The following is a 19,496-nucleotide window of genomic DNA, read 5'->3' on the forward strand; positions in this document are numbered from 1 at the left end:
TTTTTATCTGACTCGTAGCGTTCTGTTCCCAATAGCAAACAGAATTATTACTATGATCCCTGTCACTGTTTCCGCAGATAAAGACGTAAACCATATATTGTTATTTCCAAATAAAAACGGTACGGCATACACTGCTATGATTGGCATTACAAAGCTCCTTGAAAAAGCAATGATTGCCGAAGACAAACCATCCGATATTCCTGTAAAGAATGAAGACGAAAACATATTTATTCCGGTCAGCACATATGCCAAAGCACATATTTTGATTGCAAATACTGCCATGTTTTTCAGATTCTCATTATATCCAACGAAAAAGTTTGCAATCTCCACACTGAAAATCCAAGCAATAGCTGTCATTACTGTTCCGGCCACAGCCGCTATTATAAGTCCGTCCTTACGCAGTTTCCTTACCGCTTTATAATTCTTCTCTCCGTATCTGTAGCCTACTACAGGAATTATGGCTATGCCAAAGCCTATAAACACAGCCACGAAAACTCCGCTGACATACGCTGTAACTGCGTAGGCTGCAACACCTCTTGAGGATAAAAGGCTTATCAGTCTTCTGTTAAAAATAATTGCAACTATAGCATAAGATGCCGCGTTTACCATCTCAGAGGAACCATTGCCGAGTGCCCCCAGTACTCTGTCAGTATTGATTTTTAAGGCAACAAAATGAAGTTTATTTGATGGTTTTATAAAGTAAAGGAGCGCAACCAAAAAACTGACACACCAGGCTGACCCTGTTGCAACAGCTGCTCCCGCAAGGCCAAATCCGAGTATACCCACGAAAAGGAAATCCAGAACAATGTTGGTTATCGCATTTACCACAGTAACCGCAAATCCCCTGCCGCCTTCATCAGCAGCTATAAGAAACTCCTGAAAGGCATAGTTCATTATCTGAACAGGCATGAAGCAGGCAAGAATCCTTCCGTACAGAGTGCAGTATGGAATCATAGCCCCATTTGCTCCCACAAGGCCGGATATATCCTTCATAAATATAAATGATAATACAGAAATGATTAGTCCCGAAAGGAACAGGAAAAGAGTCAGTAATGATAATGTTTCATTCGCTTCGTGTTCTTTTCTTTCTCCAAGAAGTGCAGAAATAACAGCATTTCCACCTGCACCTATAACAAGACCGATAGACAGCAAAAAAGCAAGTGCCGGGAATATCATATTCTCAGCAGCAAAAACCTCCTCCCCAAGAACGTTGGAAATAAAATACCCGTCAACCACCTGATATGTATTATTTACAAGCTGCATACCGATACAAGGAAGCGAGAACAGAATCATCTTCCTTATTGTAAAGTTATCTGAAATTTTTATTTTCTCCCTCATACCATAATTATACAATTATTTGATAATTTTTGTATGACTTATTCACTTAAACTTCGCATAAGAACAAAAAAAAGAGAAACCGTAAAACTACAGTCTCTCTTCAATATATATATTCATGTTTTTTCCTCAAAAAGTAGGAAATCTTTTCAATCTTAAGCAAGTGTAAGCTGTGAAAGCTCGTTTGTTACTCTCTCTTTAATTGCATCAAGCTTTGACTCCATGGAGTAAGCCATCTCGGAATAAAGAAGCTTCTCAGCGATGCTAAGATATTTCTCATCCAATGATGCAAACTTTTTACCTTCAGCAGCTCTGATAGCCTTGATCTTACGAAGTGACTTGACAAGGCACATCATCTCGGGAGCTTTATTTCTCTTAATAACTTCAACGATAACAGCTTCAGCTTTCTTACCCTGAGGAATATCGTAAACTTCGAGCTCATCTATCTCGTCAATAAGCTCTTTTGCTTCATCAGCATCAATAGCATCTCTCATTTTCTCTTCTGCTCCGTCAACGGGAACATAAAGAACTCCCTTACTGTCAATGCTCGAAACCATGCTGTAATAGAGCGTATCATTGCCTTTCTCAAGAAAATTCGGAACAAGAATGTCCTTTACCTCACAAAGACCGTGGTTACCATAAACAACGCAATCTCCTCTACTCAGCATATTCTATCCTCCTATTTGCAAAACAAAAAACATATTAAAAAACAAGGGCGACACTAAAAATATGGTAGCAAATTTAGCCTTAATATGTAATATGATTGGAAGCTTTTTAAGAAAACCTTAAGAAACTAAAACGACTAAGTTGAGATGAAACCTGCGATAATTGTGCACTTTTTACGGACACTTGTTTGCGGAACGCAGACGCTTTCTGAAAAAAATTAAATATTTTTAAGATTTATCACTTTATCGTAATACAATTTTAACGAAAAAACATTTGATTTATAATGTTTTTATAGATTTATTATATTTGGTTTTAGCATGTCGTGCTATAATAATCACATGGTACTTACATCTTCGCGTGTGGGAGGTTCAAAATGAATCAGAGCTTGTACGATGCGGTATTTTGTGTAGACGTTGGTGGACAAAAAGTTGATCCTTTTGCAGCAGCTTCGATTGATTTTGGAAAGGTTATCGAAGACATGAAGCTCGGAGGCTATGAGATAACTTCTCTTCATGTGGCTGAGTTTATAGTTCTTCATCAGCTTGATGACATGAGAAAATATAAGAGCCAGATAATCCACGATACCCTTAATATGGACAATCGTGATGAATTCTGCAGACAGCAGTACGGTATTTCCTGGAAGGATATAGATGCTCTTGATCCCACATCAGATTTTGAATTTGATTTAAAGAGCGGACAGGTGATTCTTTTCCTTGCTCACGATGCACAGTATAAAGAAGATGTTTATATGAAATTGTTTGGGCAGACGCTCAATAAGTTTTGCCAGGATACAGGCTTCCTTTACACGAAGCTTGGCGAGGCCATTTGAGTTAATTGCTTTTGCAATATATTCCTCCTTTCCTTTCTAATATTTGTCACAAAGACGGCCTGACGAGAGTATACCTCCGCCGGGTCTTCTTTTTTGGGCTTAGCTGTGCGAAGTCTAAGTTATAATATTTGAAAAGCGTAGCAGCCTTTAACTGCTACGCTTTTTTATGTTACAGATCAGTCGGTAACTGAACCTGCAATAATAAATCCCTTTTTGTTTTTTCCATATCCGGCACTATAATAATCCTTCATCTTTTTACGGGATGCGTTCTTTGTAAGCTGACCGTTTCTAAGTCCTGCAAATCCGATATATATTCCTGTGGTTCCGTGATTTAAGGTAAGTCTGTATGCATATGTACTGTAGTTTCTCCAATTATAAATATAGTACGTTGTACGTCCCTGCTTAGCCTTTAAAGTTCTACCGTAATCAGACTCACTATGTAACAGAGCACCTTCAAAAATGCAATTCGTAATGTAATTCCCTTTGGAATCTATAACGATTGGAACATAGGTTGAAATACCACCTTTCCTTCTTCGTGACTCTTTTACTGTTTTAATAATATCTTTTTTGGACATCTTAAATCTTTTTATTTTGATTCTGACGTAGTATTCATCATAAACCGGCGCATTAGTATCAGGGTCAAATACTGTAGGCGCCCCTTTTTCAACTATCATTGTGAAAGAAGATGTTTTTGCTTTTCCGCCTTTGTACATTACAGTCTTTACTTTGCCCGATCGACTCAATGTAACCTTTGGGCCCGCAGCCTGTGCCTTAAACGGTGTAAAGTTAATTGCCACAACCAGCGCAAGTAATAATGCCAATAATTGTTTTAAACCTCTCTTCATTTTAATACCCCCTATAATCATTGCGAGCTAACAAAAAAGTAACCGCTACGAGAGTTTCTTCTCATAGCGGTTATATCATAGCATGCAAGATGGTCAAATAATTCAGTTTATGTATTAAAATTTCATAAATCTTTATAAAAAATAAAATTAATTTTCATCAGCCATGGAACAGCTTTTTGGTCTGGTACTTGGGCTCGCAGGTCAGGTTTACTCCAAGCTTATGGAAGGTTGATTCATCAACGGGTGAAAGAATAACAGTTGAATGAACCTCAAGACCACGAAGTTTATCAACCTGATCGAGGGCTGCTTTTGCTGTATCATCCGTAGCTGCGCATATTGTGAGAGCTATAAGTATCTCACCTACATGCAGGTGAGGATTGTGGCCTCCAAGTTGCTGCACCTTGAGATTCTGGATAGGCTCGATGATCGTGGGTGATATAAGCTCAACCTCATCGGGGATTCCTGCCATAACCTTTAATGCATTAAGGAGCATTGCACTGGTTGCACCCATGAGTGCGCTTGTTTTACCTGTTACAACCTGTCCGTCGGGAAGCTCAATTGCTGCTGCAGGTGCACCTGTTATCTCTGCCTTTAAGTTAGCAGCCGCAACCGAAGGTCTGTCCTGAATGCTGCAACCCGCCTTTTGCATAAGGATCTCAAGGGTGTCAATTCTCTCCTGTGAGCTTTCACCCTTTCTCTTCTCGCAAAGTTCCTTATAATAACGTCTGATTATCTCCTGTCTTCCTGCTGCCTGTGCTGCCTCATCGTCTATTATGCAGTTTCCTGCCATGTTGACACCCATGTCAGTAGGTGATTTGTACGGAGAATCACCGTAAATCTGTTTAAACATTGTATTAAGCACAGGAAAGACAGCGACGTCACGGTTATAATTTATTGTTGTCTCACCGTAAGCTTCAAGATGATAAGGATCGATCATGTTCATATCGGCAAGGTCTATCGTTGCTGCTTCGTATGCAAGGTTTACAGGGTGCTGAAGTGGAATGTTCCAGATAGGGAAGGTCTCAAACTTAGCATAGCCAGCCTTAACACCATGTCTGTTTTCATGGTAAAGCTGTGACAGACATACTGCCATTTTTCCGCTTCCGGGTCCGGGAGCAGTAACAACTACCAGTGAGTGCTTTGTCTCAATGTACTCATTTTTACCATATCCCTCTTCACTTATAATGAAAGGTATGTTTGAAGGATAGCCGGGAATTGTGTAGTGTCTGTAAACCTTAAGGCCAAGTGCTTCAAGCTTCTTCTGGTAAGCAACCACCTGCTCTGTTCCGTCATAGCGTGTAAGAACAACAGAGCCTACATACAGGCCATATCCATGGAAAGCATCGATAAGACGAAGAACATCCATATCATAGGTAATACCAAGATCACCTCTAACCTTATTCTTCTCAATATCTCCTGCGTTTATTACTATTACAATCTCAACGTCCTCTTTAAGTTGTGTGAGCATGCGGATTTTGGAGTCCGGCTGAAATCCGGGCAAAACCCTGGAAGCGTGATAATCGTCAAAAAGCTTTCCGCCAAACTCCATGTAAAGCTTTCCGCCGAACTTTGCGATTCTCTCACGAATACGCTCAGACTGCATCTGGAGATATTTGTCATTATCAAATGCCTGTTTCATTCTAAATCCTCTCTTCCCTAGAGCATGCCACAGTATTCATAAAACTTTTGACAATGCCCTTATTCATTGGCTGTTATGAAAATATGCAATAGCGATTGCTCCGGGACCCGCATAAGTTCCTATCGTTGCGCCGACATGAGCAACCGGTATTTCACTTATATCTTTGGCAAGCTTTCCCTCATAGAGATGCTTGCTATCCTCTAAGTATTTCTTTAGCATTATATCCGATAGTCCGGAATATGCAAGACATATCGGTCTGGAAAAATCAATTCCACCATTCTTTTCTATGAATTGTATCAAAAGATTGTTACCGTTTTTTGAACCTCTCGCTTTTCCAACAACAGCAACAACTCCGTCTTCAATGGTTATAACAGGTTTGATGGACAAAAGTCCTCCGGCAATGGCTGCAGCGCTTGAAATTCTTCCACCAAGCTTTAAATATTCAAGTGTATCAAAAATAGATATTACGCGGGCATTCTTTTTTTCATTTTCAATGATACCCGCAATCTCTGCTGCCGTTTTTCCTTCATCACGAAGCTGTACCGCACGCTCCACTATTATATACTGTGATATGCAAAACTGCTGTGAATCTATTACGCGGACCTTGTCTCCAAAGTCCTCCGCTGCGATACAGGCGCTCTGATACGAACCTGAAACTCCGTAGGAAAGGCTTATGTAAATAACCTCGTCTCCCGCATCCACTGCCTTTTTGAAAATCTCCTCATATTCATAAGGCGGTATCTGGCTTGTCTTTGGTAGTGTATCCGTTTCAAGAAGCTTCTCATAAAAAAGTGTGTATGGAAGCGTCACGCCATCCAGAAATTCCTCTTCCCCAAATCGTACCTTCAGCGGAATTACGGTTATTCCCCACTCTCTTGCTGTCTCCTGCGAAATATCACTTGCTGAATCTGTGATAATACTTACTCCCATAGTCTTCTCCTCCTCTATAAACGCAGAATTCCCGAACGCATTTTCATTCTTGCATTCAAGAAGTCGTGTTTATGTCTGACACATACCGTTTTTGTTACAGGCAGTGTCCTTCATTTTTGAGTTACCATATTTTACTTAAAAGTTTTTTAACTATGTTAGTATAGCAAGAGGTTTTTTACAAAGCAATCCATAAACTATTGAAAAATAATCAGTTTCCGTCGTGCTTTTCACTGATATGTCGTCTTCTAAGCTGACCACAGGCACCATCTATATCTCTGCCCATCTCTCTTCTTACAGTGGCATTTATGCGCCTCTTTTCAAGCTTTTTCTTAAATGACTGAACTCTCTCTCCTGTACTCTCCACAAAGTCACGCTCTTTTATGGGGTTGACCGGTATCAGATTTACCACGCAGTTAAGCTCCTTAAGGAGGTCTGCAAGTTCATCCGCATCTCCATCCGTATCATTAACTCCGCCCACAAGAGAATACTCAAAGGTAAGCTGGCGTCCTGTCTTATCAAAGTAATCCCTGCAGGCATCAAGAAGCTCATCGATTGAGTATTTATTTGCTATAGGCATAAGCTCCTGCCTTTTTGCCTGATTTGATGCGTGAAGTGATATTGCAAGGTTTATCTGAAGCTTTTCTTCCGCAAGTCTTTTCATATTGGGTACAATTCCGCAAGTCGATATTGTAAGGTTTCTCTGTCCCAGGTTAAGACCGTTTTCATCAGTAAGGAGCTTTACAAAGGTAAGAACGTTGTCATAATTATCCAGCGGTTCACCGCTTCCCATTACCACAACTCTTGAAACCTTTTCCCCTGTATCCCGCATTATGGAATATATCTGGTCAAGTATCTCCGAGGGTGCAAGGTTTCTCTCAACTCCGTCTATTGTTGATGCACAGAATCTGCATCCCATGCGGCAACCAACCTGAGAGGATACGCACACGCTGTTTCCGAAGCGGTATTTCATAAACACGCTTTCAATGAGATTACCGTCACCAAGTTCAAAGAGGTATTTTCTTGTGCCGTCTATTTTTGACTCCTGCACTCTTTCAATTTTAAGTGAGACAAATTCGCACTCTTCCGAAAGCTTTTCACGAAGGCTTTTTGAAAGATTGGTCATCTCCTCAAAGCTTCTTGCCTGCTTCTTGTGCATCCAGTCATAGATTTGCCCGGCTCGAAAGCCGGGCTCCCCCATCCCTTTAATAAGGTCTGTTAATTCGTCTTTTGTAAGTGATTTAATATCTGTCATGAGTTTTCCTTACGTCTAAATTTCGCTATAAAAAATCCGTCTGTGTCAAATTCTCCCGGAATCAATTGAATATATCCGGCTCCGACGGTATCGATAGTCTTCATCTGATTCGGAAGTCTGTCTTCTATACTCACCGCCTCAAAAGGGAGGTTTTCCAGAATCCATTTGTAGTTTTCCTGATTCTCCTGCTTTGTCATCGTGCAGGTACTGTAAATAAGTGTTCCTCCGGGCTTTACATAATTCCACACGCTGCTCAGGATCTTCCTCTGCATAGTCTGCAGGTTCATTATTGAATTAAGATCCGTATTCATCTTTATATCAGGCTTTCTGCCGATTATCCCAAGGCCTGAGCAGGGGAGATCGCAGTACAGAACATCCGCCTTATTCTCAAGTGACGGATCATGCTTTTCGGCATCATAGTCCTCTACCACCACGTTATTCAGCCCCATACGCATAACGTTTTCACGTATTATTATGCACTTATTTTCAGATATATCTCTCGATATTACTTTTCCCGTATCCTTAAGAACATCTGCAGCATGAAGACTTTTTCCACCCGGAGCGGCACATACATCGATGACAGTGTCTCCCTTTTTAAGGCCTGCAACCTCAGTCACAAGCATTGAGCTTACGTCCTGAACCATAAACGCTCCCTCATCAAATCCCGGAAGGTATGTGATATTATCGGTGTGATAAAGGTTCATCGCATAATGTAAAAGCGGGCTTGGCTTCATAACTATAGTTCCATTATTTGCACGCTTCATTTTGAGAAGTATTTCTCTTAGCTGTTCATTACTGAATCTGCAGCTGAATCTAACCGTCACGGGTCTGGGTTTCAGGAAAAACCTGAATATCTCCTCTGTCTTCTTAAAGCCGTAGTTCTCCAGAAACATCTTTGAAAGCCACAAAGGCTCTGCAAATCTAACGGACAAAAACTGTATTTTTGATTCCTTGGATTTACCGGGATCTGGCCAAGCTATCTCATCCTTATTTCTGGATATGTTTCGAAGAACACCGTTTACAAAGCCCTTAAGTCCTACAAAATGTATCTTTGCTGTAAGTTTTACGGCTTCATTAACCGCAGCCGAATCCGGAACCGAATCCATATAAAGTATCTGGAAGGTTCCCATTCTAAGGATGTATAAAATGGGCTTTGCCATCTTTTTTATGGGAGTTTTTGAAAACTGTCCTATCACATAGTCGAGGGTTATCTGTCTCTCGATAGTCCCTTCTGCCAGATACTTTATGAATGCTTTCTGTTTTGCTTCGAGAAAGTCGTATTTATTTAATGCCAGTTTTACGGCAGATTTCTGATAGGAGTCGCTTTTCCCCATCTCCGTCAGAATATCAAGTGCAATTCGTCTTTCATTGACCTCCCGAGCCATCTTACCTCCTATTCCTTCTTCCGCCGTCTACCATTGAAACCAGCCTCAGAAGCTGCAATATAGATGAAGCAGCTGACGCAACATAAGTAAGTGCAGCCGCATTTAAGACTTGCCTTGACTGATCAACCTCATCCTGCGCAAGGATTCCATAGTCACTAAGCATCACAAGCGCTCTGTGAGATGCATCAAACTCCACAGGAAGTGTAATAAGCTGAAAAAGAACAGCAAGAGCAAATACCCAGATTCCAATCCTTGCCAAAGGAGTAAAACCAATAAACAGTCCTAACACAATCATGGGAAGCCCTATCCTGGAGCCGATGTTAGCTGCAGGAACAAGTGCTGATCTGATTTTTATCGGCAGATATCCCTGATGGTGCTGAAGAACGTGCCCGCACTCATGCGCTGCTACTCCGATGGCAGCAACACTTGTTGAATTATATGTACTGTCAGAGAGGTTAACCGTATTGTTTCTCGGATCGTAGTGATCGGATAAATCTCCCGGTACGTGCGCTATGCATACGTCGTTTATGCCGTTTCGTCTAAGGAGCTCCTCAGCAACCTGCGCTCCCGTCATGTTACTCATGCTTCTTACTCTTGCATATTTATTATAGGTGCTCTTTACCTTAAAACTTGCGAGCATGCAGAGAAGCGCACCTATTAACACCAATATGTAGCTGCCGTTATACATCATATAACCGGTTTCATAACCATATGTACTATACATTTTTCATTCCTCCTGTCAAAAACGCGTGTTTATTTCTGCAAATTCACAAAAGCTTATCCCCCGCATTAACACTGTTACCTGCCAAAAATGCAGAAACGCTCATGCGCTTTTTCCCTTCAAGCTGAAGCTCTCTTATTTCCAGAAGTCCGTCGCCTGTCGCAACTAAAAAGCTGTCCTTATTAACCTGCACGATGGTTCCGGGAGCATTTTTCTTAAGCTCATCCATATTACCGGCAATTTTATCAGAGTTTTCTCTTATTACTTTTACGGTCCACACCTTCAGCATTTTCCCATTATAATCCGTAAATGCACTGGGCCAGGGATTCATACCGCGAACAAGGTTCGAAATCTTCTCTGCAGAGTCATTCCAGTTAATACGTCCCATATCCTTACTGATCTTGCCGCATTTTGTAGCAAGCGCATCGTCCTGCGGAATGGGTGTGAGTTCGCCTTTTTCAATTTTAGGAAGTGCCTCTGCAATAAGATCTGCACCAAGATACATAAGCTTATCAAAAAGTGTTCCCGCAGTATCTTCCTCTTCTATCGGAATTTCTTTTGTTATAAGAATATCACCGGTATCCATTCCTGCATTCATCTGCATTATTGTAACACCCGTGGTCTTATCCCCATTTAATATGCACATCTGAATCGGGGCTGCCCCTCTGTACTTAGGAAGGAGCGATGCATGGATATTTACGCATCCAAACTTCGGAATATCCAGCACCTCCTGAGACAAAATCTGTCCGAAAGCAGCAACAACAAAAATATCGGCGTTAAGTGCCTTTAACTGTTCTACAACTTCCGCTTCTCTGATTTTCTTTGGCTGCATTATTTTAAGCTCATGCTTCATCGCACATTCTTTAACCGGCGAAGGCACAAGCTTATCACTTCTTCCTTTTGGTTTATCGGGCTGTGTAACAACCGCAACAACCTCATGTCCTTTTTCTATCATTTTTTCAAGGGGCGGCACGGAAAAATCCGGTGTGCCCATGTAAACTATTCTCATTCTATTCTCCTTAACCGTCATATATTCGATTCTTATTTTACTACATAAGGCAAGTTATTGCGAACGCTCCGCAAATTGTAATACCGGATTCACGTATAAAAACATTTTATTCCGTATTATTCCAAAGCATCCTTAAATATCTTTTTGAGTTTCAGGAAGTCTTCAACAAATTCAGGAAATTTTTCCGCGATCAGTTTTCGGTTATCATCTTTTCCGGCAAGCTCTAATTCCTTTGCCTTAGCCGAAAAGTCAGCAATTCCGATTGTAAGGGAACTGCTCTTTAATGCATGGACAGTGATAGTAAAAAGACTAATATCATTTTTAGCAAGGCAGTCCTCAAGCAAAGCAGTCTTTTCATCTATGCTTTCAACAAACATCTCAAGCGCCATCATATATGTATCGGGAGTACCGCAGTAGTCAATGCCAGCATCAACATCTATCCGGTCGATCATAAGAAGTTTTTTGGGAATACCCTCATAATCGTTACTAATCTCCGCTTTTTCTGCGGTCTCCATGGAATGTATTTTTTCCTGAGGAATGTATTTTAGCAGCATATCCAGCATTTCGGATAAAATGACCGGCTTGGTCATAAAGTCCGTAAAGCCAACTGAAAGCATATGTTCACGTTCGCCCGCAACAGCACTCGCCGTAAGGGAAATGATAGGGATTTTCTCGGCCTTCTCCGAAAAATCCGCCTTTATCTTTGTAAGAGTTTCTATTCCATCCATTTGAGGCATGAAGTAATCAAGGAATACAAGGTCATATGTTTCCTTTCCGAATTTTTGTATTCCTTCCGCACCACTTGTAGCCGTATCAATCTTTATCTTTGTCGGAGCAAGAAGACCGCAGATTACCTCCAGATTAAGAGGCGTATCATCAACAAGGAGAATCCGGCTCTCAGGTGATGTAAAGTTTATCTTGGTCTTTTCCTTGCCACTTGCCTTGGATGTTTCTTTTTCCATCCACTGCTCGCCTATTTTAGCATCATCAACAGTTTCCTGAATCAGTTCAAAAGAGAATTCTGATCCCATATCATATATACTCTCAACCGAAATCTTTGAGTCCATAAGTGAAAGTAAATGGGCAGCTATCGGAAGCCCCAGGCCTGCTCCTTCGATTGACCTTGTCCTCTTTGTATCAAGACGCTCAAACTCTGTAAAAAGCTTGTCCTTGTCCTCACTCTTTATTCCGATACCGGTGTCAGTTACAGAAAAACGGATTTTCACTTGCTCCTTTTTTTGGGAAATCAGATTTGCCCTAAAGGTGATCTTACCTTTTTCCGTGAATTTTACAGCGTTATTGAGAAGATTAGAAATTACCTGTTTGATTTTTAATTCATCGCCCACAAGTCTTTGAGGAATTTCAGGGTCAACTTCAAAGCGAAGCTCAAGGCCTTTCTCCTCGGCACCATGCTTTGTCAGATTAAGGACGCTGTTTATTAGATCTGCGACATAATATTCCTCATTTAAAAGCTCAGTATTACCAAATTCCATCCTTGAAAAATCCAAAATACTGCTTATTATTTCAAGAAGATTTGAACCTGCTGTCTCAATATTATCTACACATGAGATTATTTTCTCATCACTACTCTCCCTGCGAATTATCTCATTCATACCCAGAATGGTATTTATGGGGGTTCTTATCTCGTGACTCATATTTTTAAGAAACACAGTTTTGGCTTTATTTGCCTGTTGTGCTTCATCAAGTGCCTGTGCAAGTAAATTATTCTTTTTCTGAAGTTCTTCCTCTGATACAAAGCTATGGATAAGAGCTCCTGCAAGTAAGCATCCTACAGAATAGAATGGAACAAGCGGAAACAATGTCTGAAGCCAAATAAATACCGTCATTGTAAATCCTGATATTGCAACTGTCAGATGATGACGCTTATCTTTTCTAGCCAAACAAAAATAAATTACTGAAGTATATATCGTTGTGAGCGCAAACATTACTATCTGGTAACCGTAAAAGACATATCTCAAACGCTCAGGAATATAAACACCATCAGGGGTAAATGAGAAAAGAACCGGTTTAAAGAGATTTACTGCAAGGCATGAAAAGACAAAGGCAACCATAAGCCATGCCGCTATGTTAAGAAGAGTATCAAAAATATTGTTGTTCTTGAGGTACTTCACCACAAATCTTGACCATACAAGTACCGACAACACCATTGCCATAAAATATACAACAGTATCAGTATAGACAACACCTACACTGCAAAACTCATACATAACTCCCCACAAACTGTCCGTAATCATATACACAATCACGCTATACAAAAAATGTCTGTATGCAACAGCTTCCTTCAGCATATCTTTATTTCCAAAGGATCTTAATATTCTGTTATTCATTATAACGTAAAGTGCTAGCGATAATAACCCGATTCCGGAATAATACATATAAAATTCCCCATAAATATTACATATACTTACCCATTCTTTAAATACAATTATAGTTTCGACTATCGTTATTTCATATAAATAAAATCTAAAATTTATATTAAGTTCGCTAATTGTTTTCAAAATATAAAAATAGGAAAGCGGAGCTATTTCCTCGTATGAAACACAAAAAAAGAGCTGAGGCATAAAAAATGCATCAGCTCAGTGATTCCTATTTTATTCTGCGGGTGTTTCTGCTGCAGGCTCCTGATTCTCTGCAGGAGTACTCTCTGCTGCAGGTTCCTGATCCTCTGCGGGAGCACTCTCAGCGGCAGGTGCCTGATTTTCCGTAGCCTGTCCTGCACTTTCTGCAGATGCTTCAGGTGTCGTATTCTGCGCAGCGGCCTCTGCCCCTGCATTTTCGGATGTTTCTGTATCGGTAGCTGCCCCTTCAGCGGCAGGTGCTTCAGCTGCCTGATTCTCTGCAGGTGTGCTTTCAGCTGCAGGTGCATTGGTGTTTGCCGGTGTATCGGTACCGGCAATTTTACCGTTTATTACCGGTTTTCTGACTACCTTAACTTCTCCTGTGTTCGGATCAACTACTTCCTGTTCAACAACCGGAACAGGATCTGTTATTCCACCGTAGACAAAAACCGCTTCACCTTTACTAACGATTTCATAAATCTTCTCTGCATTTGCAGTAGGAAGATTTATACACCCGTGAGATCCGTTCAGAATATAATCATATCCGCCAAATTGAGATCTCCAACTGGCATCATGCATACCGACATTACCATTAAAAGGCATCCAGTAGCTGACAGCAGATGAATAGTTCTCTCCTACAAGTGTCGCATCACGCTCCTTATAGGTAATCGCATATGATCCGCGCGGAGTTGTTCTCTTTTTATTTACACATCCGGAAACGAAGTCAGAGTCCATGACCATAGCTCCGTCCTGATATACCCAGAGGTGTTGTGCGGTAAGGTCGATCTCAACATAGGAATTACCCCAGTCATTTTCGCCGTACTGCGCTGCTGTTCCAAAATATACAGGTGTCCTGACACCCTTTTCACCATTCTTGATTGCTGCTATCAGTTCTGTGGTTTCTGTCGCTCTGTCCATCCACCAGCCGTAATCACCGCCCGTAACAGTAACCTGTTCTCCGCTATGAGAAGTGATGGTTCTGTTTTTACCGAATGTATCATACTGTTTTGCAAGGCTGTTAACGAACTCTCTTACCTTTTCCTCATCAAGGCTTACCTCTGTTCCGTTGATATTTAACCATTCCCTGATCTTAGTACCATCCACTACAACGGTATCCGCACCAAATTCATAGGTTATCTGCGCCTTACAGTATGTATTCAGATTATTGCAGAAAGTATTAAGCTCAGCATTATCGGAGTAAATTTCAGGTGTGTTATAGCATTCATCATCTATTGTAACCTCACCTTCAAGAACGTCCAATGCCGCACATATTTTTTCTACAACCTTTTCTCTAATGGGAGAACGTCCCTGATCCTCGGGAACGATATAAAAACCATCTTCCCCTGAAGCCTCAGGAATATAGGCATTTGCCGGTTCGATAATATTTGCTGCGTTAAGAAGCTGCAGAGTATTTATCTTTTTTTCAACCACATCCCTTGAATACACAACTATGTTATCCGTTGTGATGTAGGTATCCTTAAAGAGATTTGCCGGCCAGAGGAATGCGTTCTGCTTTTTAAGTGCATCCTCAAACTGGTCGTCCATCCGCAAAGAAAGGCTGATATCTTCGGAAGAAATAACGTCAGTAATATCCCCTCTTGCATGAATTGTAAGAGAGTATTTTTTAAGTCCGTCCGTAACCTCTTTTTCTATATCACCTGCAGTCATCTTATATGCAGGAATATCATTTACATAAGTATTAAAGGCAAAATGCCCCGTAAAATAAAACGATATTCCAAGGTAAATAATCGCAAGCAATCCAATAATTATTGCGACAATAATACCGATATTGCCGCCTTTATTCTTAGTTCTTTTCATATTTTTTTCATAAAAGTAAATAAATTACTCTTCCTCTTCAGACTTCTGTAAGTCTTCGTTATTTACAAGCTCGCCCTCAACCTTCTCAACATACATATGTCCGTCAAGATGATCGCATTCATGACAGATAGCTCTTGCAAGAAGCTCCGTGCCTTCAAGTTCAAAAGGCTTCATATCTATGTCATAGGCTCTGACTTTAACGTAATTAGGTCTGGTCACAACTCCTGACTTTCCGGGAAGTGAAAGACATCCTTCATAGCCAGTCTGCTCTCCGCTTGTTTCAACGATCACCGGATTGATAAGAAGATGAGGATCATCTCCCTCAGGTGAGCAGTCAATAACTACTATTCTCTTTAAGATGCCGACCTGAGGTGCAGCAAGTCCAACACCGTTCGCATCGTACATCGTATCAAACATATCCTCTATAAGCTCGCGAAGTCTGGGAGTTACCTCCTTAACCTCTTTGCAAGGGCGTGCAAGTACATCATCACCGTATTCTCTAATTTCTCTGAGTGCCATTTTTTCACCTTTCTTTCTGTGCTTCCATTATGTTTATCCTTTATCCATGATTAGTACCTTAGTATATCACAGATGTCATTAATTGCAATTATTCTTGGTAACACACCCGGCTACATAAAATTCATAGGATCAAAGTCAAACTGAACCTGAAGATAGCGCATAACGCCCTTGCTTTCCCATACATTAAGAACCTTCTCCAGCATATCCTTTATTTCTGTCAGTGCTTTGTCATCCTCATGCTTCACATATATGACCATTCGGAAAATATCATTTATCTTACTTATGGCTGCAAAAGCAGGTCCTATGATCACAGTCCCCAAAATCTGCATTCTGTCGATATAGGCACGAAGCTTATTTGCCCTTTCTTTCCCGAAGTTTTCATCCTTCGCCCAAATCTGTATAGCAAGCATATGCGCAGCCGGTGGATATCTAAGAAGACTCCTGTAGGATATTTCTTCCTCATAAAAAGACTGATAATCCTGGGCCGCAGCACTTATTATCGCATAGTTGTCAGGCTGGTAGGTCTGTATCACAACGCTTCCGGGATGAGTACCTCTTCCGGCTCTTCCCGCAGCCTGAGTCAAAAGCTGAAAAGTTCTCTCACCCGCCCTGTAATCCGACGCATTAAGAGACATATCGGCAGCAAGTATACCGACCACTGTAACATTTGGGAAATCATGCCCCTTCACGATCATCTGAGTTCCTACAAGAACATCCGCCTCTTCGGAAGCAAACGCCGACAGTATCTTTTCATAGCTTCCTTTTGTCCTTGTAGTGTCAGCATCCATTCTAAGGACTCTTGCCTTAGGAAAAATCTTGTTTACTTCTTTTTCAATCTGTTGCGTTCCCGCCCTGAAAGCTGAAACATATTTTGAACCGCACTCAGGACAGTTTTTGGAAACAGGCTGAGTATAACCGCAGTAGTGGCATACAAGCATTCCTCCTCTGTGCTCAGACATAGACACATCGCAGTGCGGGCATTTGAAAACATAGCCGCATGACCTGCAGGATACAAATCCCGCAAGTCCTCGCCTGTTTATAAAAAGCATGATCTGATGTCCCATGTCCAGAGCTTCCTGTATTTTTTCCTGAAGGCTTCTGCTGAAAATTGACCTGTTCCCGCTCCTTAGCTCTTCCCTAAGGTCAGCAATTTCAACCTCCGGGAGTGTTCCTCCCGTCAGTCTCCTGTTTAATTCGAACAGCTTATACTCACCCTTCATGGCTCTGTAATATGCTTCAAGTGAAGGGGTAGCTGATCCCAAAACCACACTCGCACCACCTGGAACAAGCTTTGCCAGTTCTATTGCGGTCTCCCTTGCGTGATACTTGGGCATGGTCTCACTCTTGTAGGAGCTCTCATGTTCCTCATCAATAATGATCAGGCCCACGTTTGGAAAAGGAGTAAAAAGTGCAGATCTCGGACCTATGATAATATCAATATCGCCCTCGCTTGCACGCCTTGCCTGGTCATATTTTTCTCCCGGGGAGAGAGTTGAATTCATAACCGAAACTCTCTCACCAAAGTGCCTGTAAAAGCGCATGAGTGTCTGATAAGTAAGTGCAATCTCAGGAATAAGGACAATTGCCTGCTTTCCTCTTTCAATGATCTCATCGATCATCTTTATATATACTTCGGTCTTACCGCTTCCGGTTATTCCGTGTATAAGGTAGGTCTGCCTTACTCCGTTATCATAATCGGAGATCACACTTCTTACTATATTCTCCTGCTCTGTGCTTAAGGTTATCTGTTTCCCGGACGCACTAACATCCCCTACGGGATTTCTGTAATACTCCTCGCTCTCAACAATAATTATGCCTTTTTCGGAAAGCGCCCTGATTACCTGGGCAGTTACATTTAGTTTTCCTGTCACAAGCTCATAGGGGATTCTCTCCGAAGGGTTTTCAAGTAAGGCATTAAGCACTCTTTCCCTTGCCACCTGATGCTTTTTTACACAGCTATCATAAAAATCCGTAGCCATCTCTACGCTCACACCAAGCTTAATATAACGGCGCAGTAGTGTCTTGGATTTTTTTCTGACGGGAATAACCGTTCGCAGGGCATTTATCATAGTCGAGCCGTAATTTTTGCGCATCCACGCTGCAAGCTGTACCATGATGCCCTCAGCAGACATCTCGCCTTCCTCAATTCCAAGTATTTCCTTGGTCTTCTCGGGATCAAACTGCGGTACATCGGTAATCTCCAATACATAACCGCATCTTTTGGTATTCCCTCTTCCAAAAGGCACGCTGACACAGCTCCCGGGCTCTATTTTACCCTGCAGCTTTTCGGGTATTCTGTACTGAAAAGGTCTGTCCACCTTTTCGTGGGAGATATCGATTATTATGTTTGCAAAAGAGTAACTCCCTTTTTCCATCAAGCCTTTTCCTGAATTTCCTTTAAAATCTCCTGAATAAGAACTCTTTCATCCATTGGATATTTAACACCCTTGATTTCCTGATAGTCCTCATGACCTTTTCCGGCAAGAACGATAATGTCACCTTTCTCACCGTTCTCTATTGCATAACGGATAGCTTCCTTTCTGTCAGCAATCTTGATGTACTCGCCGTCCGTTTTCTTCATTCCTGTTTCAATATCATTCATGATATCCATAGGATCTTCAAATCTCGGATTATCCGAAGTGATTATTGTAAAATCAGCAAGCTTTCCGCTCACTTCACCCATTTCAAATCTTCTGAGCTTTGAACGGTTTCCGCCGCAGCCAAACACACATATCAAACGAGTCGGATGATAATCGCGAAGAGTACTGAGAAGACTCTTTAGCGCCATTGCATTATGTGCATAGTCAATCATCAGAGTAAAGTCGTCCGAAACCTTGACCATCTCTATTCTGCCTTTTACATGTGCCTTCTTAAGAGCACTTGCAATAACCTCTTTGTCACATCCAAGCTGCTTAGCAACATCAATTGCGCAAAGTGCATTATATACGCTGAATCTGCCGGGAGTAGGAACCTGAGCATGCATCTCAATAATTCCTTTTGTATCAAACATTACTCCAAGTTCACCGGGCTTATGAAGATAAGCCAGATTTATGGCACAAAGGTCTGCCTTCTCGGAAAAACCATAAGTGGTAAGTTCACAGGTGTGATCCTTTGTAACGTCCTCCATATGGGGATCATCAGCGTTTGCAATTCCAACCCTGCACTGTTTAAACAGAAGGCCTTTGCAGTGCATATAATCTTCAAAATCCTTATGCTCCCCGGGTCCGATATGATCAGCCTCAATATTTGTGAATACACCGATGTCATAAATAAAGCCCTGACTTCTGTGAAGCATAAGTGCCTGAGATGAAACCTCCATAACCACGCTGTCGCAGCCGGCGTCTACCATTCTGCGCATATACTGCTGAAGATCATAGGATTCCGGTGTGGTATTTTCCGAATGAATATGCTCATCACCTATGATAACTTCGATCGTTCCTATAAGTCCGCACTTATGACCTGCATTTTCAAGCATATTCTTTATAAGGTAGGTTGTTGTTGTTTTACCCTTTGTACCTGTTATGCCGATTGTCTTTAAGCTCTCTGCGGGATTGCCAAACCACTCTGCGGAAATAAATGCCATAGCATATCTGGTACTATCCACCTTAACTACTACCATGTCTGTATTTTCGGGAAGTTCAACTTCCTTTTCCACAACAATTGCCGCAGCCCCGTTCTCAGCGGCTTCCTTTGCAGCAGAATGTCCGTCAAAATTCATTCCTTCTATACATAAGAAAAGACATCCTTCTGTAATTTTACGATTATCCCTTACGATTTTGGTTATCTCCACACAGGAAACATCCGCCTTCTTATCGGAATTCCCGATAAAAGCCTCATACTTTAAGTTTTTTAGCAGATTCTCGAGTTTCATATCCTTCTCTCCTCTTCTTAATAAAATCATAAATAATTCTACTGTTTTTCTTAAGTTTTTGAACACAAACAGTTCACATTTAAAATGTATATTATTAT

The 19,496-nt window shown here is 41.3% G+C and carries 15 protein-coding genes; 1 reads left to right on the plus strand and 14 read right to left on the minus strand.

What is annotated here, in order from left to right; genetic code table 11:
- Window positions 1-3: 3 nt before the first annotated feature.
- On the minus strand, window positions 4-1,263 hold the full coding sequence (locus BV60_RS0113045; RefSeq protein WP_035777271.1) for an MATE family efflux transporter: 1,260 nt from the start codon (window positions 1,261-1,263) through the stop codon (window positions 4-6).
- Between the two features lie 227 nt (window positions 1,264-1,490).
- The gene (locus BV60_RS22090; protein ID WP_051656718.1) at window positions 1,491-2,003 is read right to left on the minus strand and encodes a CarD family transcriptional regulator; all 513 of its coding nucleotides are present in this window, start codon (window positions 2,001-2,003) and stop codon (window positions 1,491-1,493) included.
- Between the two features lie 371 nt (window positions 2,004-2,374).
- On the opposite strand from BV60_RS22090, the gene BV60_RS0113055 reads away from it, so the two are divergent.
- Entirely contained in the window at window positions 2,375-2,830 is a 456-nt protein-coding gene (locus tag BV60_RS0113055; protein ID WP_029322435.1) for a hypothetical protein, read from the plus strand.
- A gap of 176 nt (window positions 2,831-3,006) precedes the next feature.
- Here the strand turns inward: BV60_RS0113055 and BV60_RS0113060 are convergent, their stop codons facing one another.
- The 12 genes from BV60_RS0113060 to BV60_RS0113115 form a co-directional block, all read right to left on the minus strand.
- Complete coding sequence (locus BV60_RS0113060; protein ID WP_029322437.1) at window positions 3,007-3,675, minus strand: hypothetical protein; 669 nt, start codon at window positions 3,673-3,675, stop codon at window positions 3,007-3,009.
- 157 nt (window positions 3,676-3,832) lie between these two features.
- A complete protein-coding gene (locus BV60_RS0113065; RefSeq protein ID WP_029322438.1) occupies window positions 3,833-5,314 on the minus strand; it encodes a DUF1846 domain-containing protein in 1,482 nt (493 codons plus the stop codon).
- A gap of 63 nt (window positions 5,315-5,377) precedes the next feature.
- Window positions 5,378-6,244, minus strand: a complete 867-nt coding sequence (locus tag BV60_RS0113070) for a DegV family protein (RefSeq protein ID WP_029322440.1) — start codon at window positions 6,242-6,244, stop codon at window positions 5,378-5,380.
- A gap of 208 nt (window positions 6,245-6,452) precedes the next feature.
- Window positions 6,453-7,496, minus strand: coding sequence for a 23S rRNA (adenine(2503)-C(2))-methyltransferase RlmN (gene rlmN / locus BV60_RS0113075; RefSeq protein WP_029322441.1), 1,044 nt, complete (start codon window positions 7,494-7,496; stop codon window positions 6,453-6,455).
- On the minus strand, window positions 7,493-8,881 hold the full coding sequence (gene rsmB, locus BV60_RS0113080; protein WP_029322443.1) for a 16S rRNA (cytosine(967)-C(5))-methyltransferase RsmB: 1,389 nt from the start codon (window positions 8,879-8,881) through the stop codon (window positions 7,493-7,495). The genes rlmN and rsmB overlap by 4 nt, the downstream gene beginning before the upstream one ends.
- Window position 8,882: 1 nt before the next feature.
- Window positions 8,883-9,605, minus strand: coding sequence for a zinc metallopeptidase (locus tag BV60_RS0113085; protein ID WP_029322445.1), 723 nt, complete (start codon window positions 9,603-9,605; stop codon window positions 8,883-8,885).
- Between the two features lie 43 nt (window positions 9,606-9,648).
- Window positions 9,649-10,611: a methionyl-tRNA formyltransferase gene (fmt, locus tag BV60_RS0113090; protein WP_029322447.1), complete on the minus strand. Its 963-nt coding sequence runs from the start codon at window positions 10,609-10,611 to the stop codon at window positions 9,649-9,651.
- A gap of 116 nt (window positions 10,612-10,727) precedes the next feature.
- Window positions 10,728-12,959 carry an ATP-binding protein gene (locus tag BV60_RS0113095; protein ID WP_197029562.1) on the minus strand — a complete coding sequence of 744 codons (2,232 nt, stop codon included), beginning with the start codon at window positions 12,957-12,959 and terminating at the stop codon, window positions 10,728-10,730.
- A 264-nt stretch (window positions 12,960-13,223) separates the two neighbouring features.
- Entirely contained in the window at window positions 13,224-15,008 is a 1,785-nt protein-coding gene (locus BV60_RS0113100) for a L,D-transpeptidase family protein (protein WP_051656720.1), read from the minus strand.
- A gap of 24 nt (window positions 15,009-15,032) precedes the next feature.
- Entirely contained in the window at window positions 15,033-15,527 is a 495-nt protein-coding gene (def, locus tag BV60_RS0113105) for a peptide deformylase (RefSeq protein WP_029322452.1), read from the minus strand.
- A gap of 110 nt (window positions 15,528-15,637) precedes the next feature.
- Window positions 15,638-17,902, minus strand: a complete 2,265-nt coding sequence (gene priA / locus BV60_RS0113110) for a replication restart helicase PriA (RefSeq protein ID WP_029322454.1) — start codon at window positions 17,900-17,902, stop codon at window positions 15,638-15,640.
- Window positions 17,902-19,398, minus strand: a complete 1,497-nt coding sequence (locus tag BV60_RS0113115) for a UDP-N-acetylmuramoyl-L-alanyl-D-glutamate--2,6-diaminopimelate ligase (RefSeq protein WP_029322456.1) — start codon at window positions 19,396-19,398, stop codon at window positions 17,902-17,904. Before BV60_RS0113115 ends, priA begins: the two co-directional genes overlap by 1 nt.
- Between the last annotated feature and the right edge of the window lie 98 nt (window positions 19,399-19,496).

It is taken from the genome of Butyrivibrio sp. AE3004, assembly GCF_000703165.1.
Classification (GTDB): Bacteria; Bacillota; Clostridia; order Lachnospirales; family Lachnospiraceae; genus Butyrivibrio.

Excerpts from the sequence above, each read along its gene's own strand:
- BV60_RS0113045 (WP_035777271.1), bottom strand. The coding sequence starts at position 1,263 with ATGCAGCTTGTAAATAATACATATCAGGTGGTTGACGGGTATTTTATT.
- BV60_RS22090 (WP_051656718.1), bottom strand. The coding sequence starts at position 2,003 with ATGCTGAGTAGAGGAGATTGCGTTGTTTATGGTAACCACGGTCTTTGT.
- BV60_RS0113055 (WP_029322435.1), top strand. The coding sequence starts at position 2,375 with ATGAATCAGAGCTTGTACGATGCGGTATTTTGTGTAGACGTTGGTGGA.
- BV60_RS0113060 (WP_029322437.1), bottom strand. The coding sequence starts at position 3,675 with ATGAAGAGAGGTTTAAAACAATTATTGGCATTATTACTTGCGCTGGTT.
- BV60_RS0113065 (WP_029322438.1), bottom strand. The coding sequence starts at position 5,314 with ATGAAACAGGCATTTGATAATGACAAATATCTCCAGATGCAGTCTGAG.
- BV60_RS0113070 (WP_029322440.1), bottom strand. The coding sequence starts at position 6,244 with ATGGGAGTAAGTATTATCACAGATTCAGCAAGTGATATTTCGCAGGAG.
- rlmN (WP_029322441.1), bottom strand. The coding sequence starts at position 7,496 with ATGACAGATATTAAATCACTTACAAAAGACGAATTAACAGACCTTATT.
- rsmB (WP_029322443.1), bottom strand. The coding sequence starts at position 8,881 with ATGGCTCGGGAGGTCAATGAAAGACGAATTGCACTTGATATTCTGACG.
- BV60_RS0113085 (WP_029322445.1), bottom strand. The coding sequence starts at position 9,605 with ATGTATAGTACATATGGTTATGAAACCGGTTATATGATGTATAACGGC.
- fmt (WP_029322447.1), bottom strand. The coding sequence starts at position 10,611 with ATGAGAATAGTTTACATGGGCACACCGGATTTTTCCGTGCCGCCCCTT.
- BV60_RS0113095 (WP_197029562.1), bottom strand. The coding sequence starts at position 12,959 with ATGAATAACAGAATATTAAGATCCTTTGGAAATAAAGATATGCTGAAG.
- BV60_RS0113100 (WP_051656720.1), bottom strand. The coding sequence starts at position 15,008 with ATGAAAAGAACTAAGAATAAAGGCGGCAATATCGGTATTATTGTCGCA.
- def (WP_029322452.1), bottom strand. The coding sequence starts at position 15,527 with ATGGCACTCAGAGAAATTAGAGAATACGGTGATGATGTACTTGCACGC.
- priA (WP_029322454.1), bottom strand. The coding sequence starts at position 17,902 with ATGGAAAAAGGGAGTTACTCTTTTGCAAACATAATAATCGATATCTCC.
- BV60_RS0113115 (WP_029322456.1), bottom strand. The coding sequence starts at position 19,398 with ATGAAACTCGAGAATCTGCTAAAAAACTTAAAGTATGAGGCTTTTATC.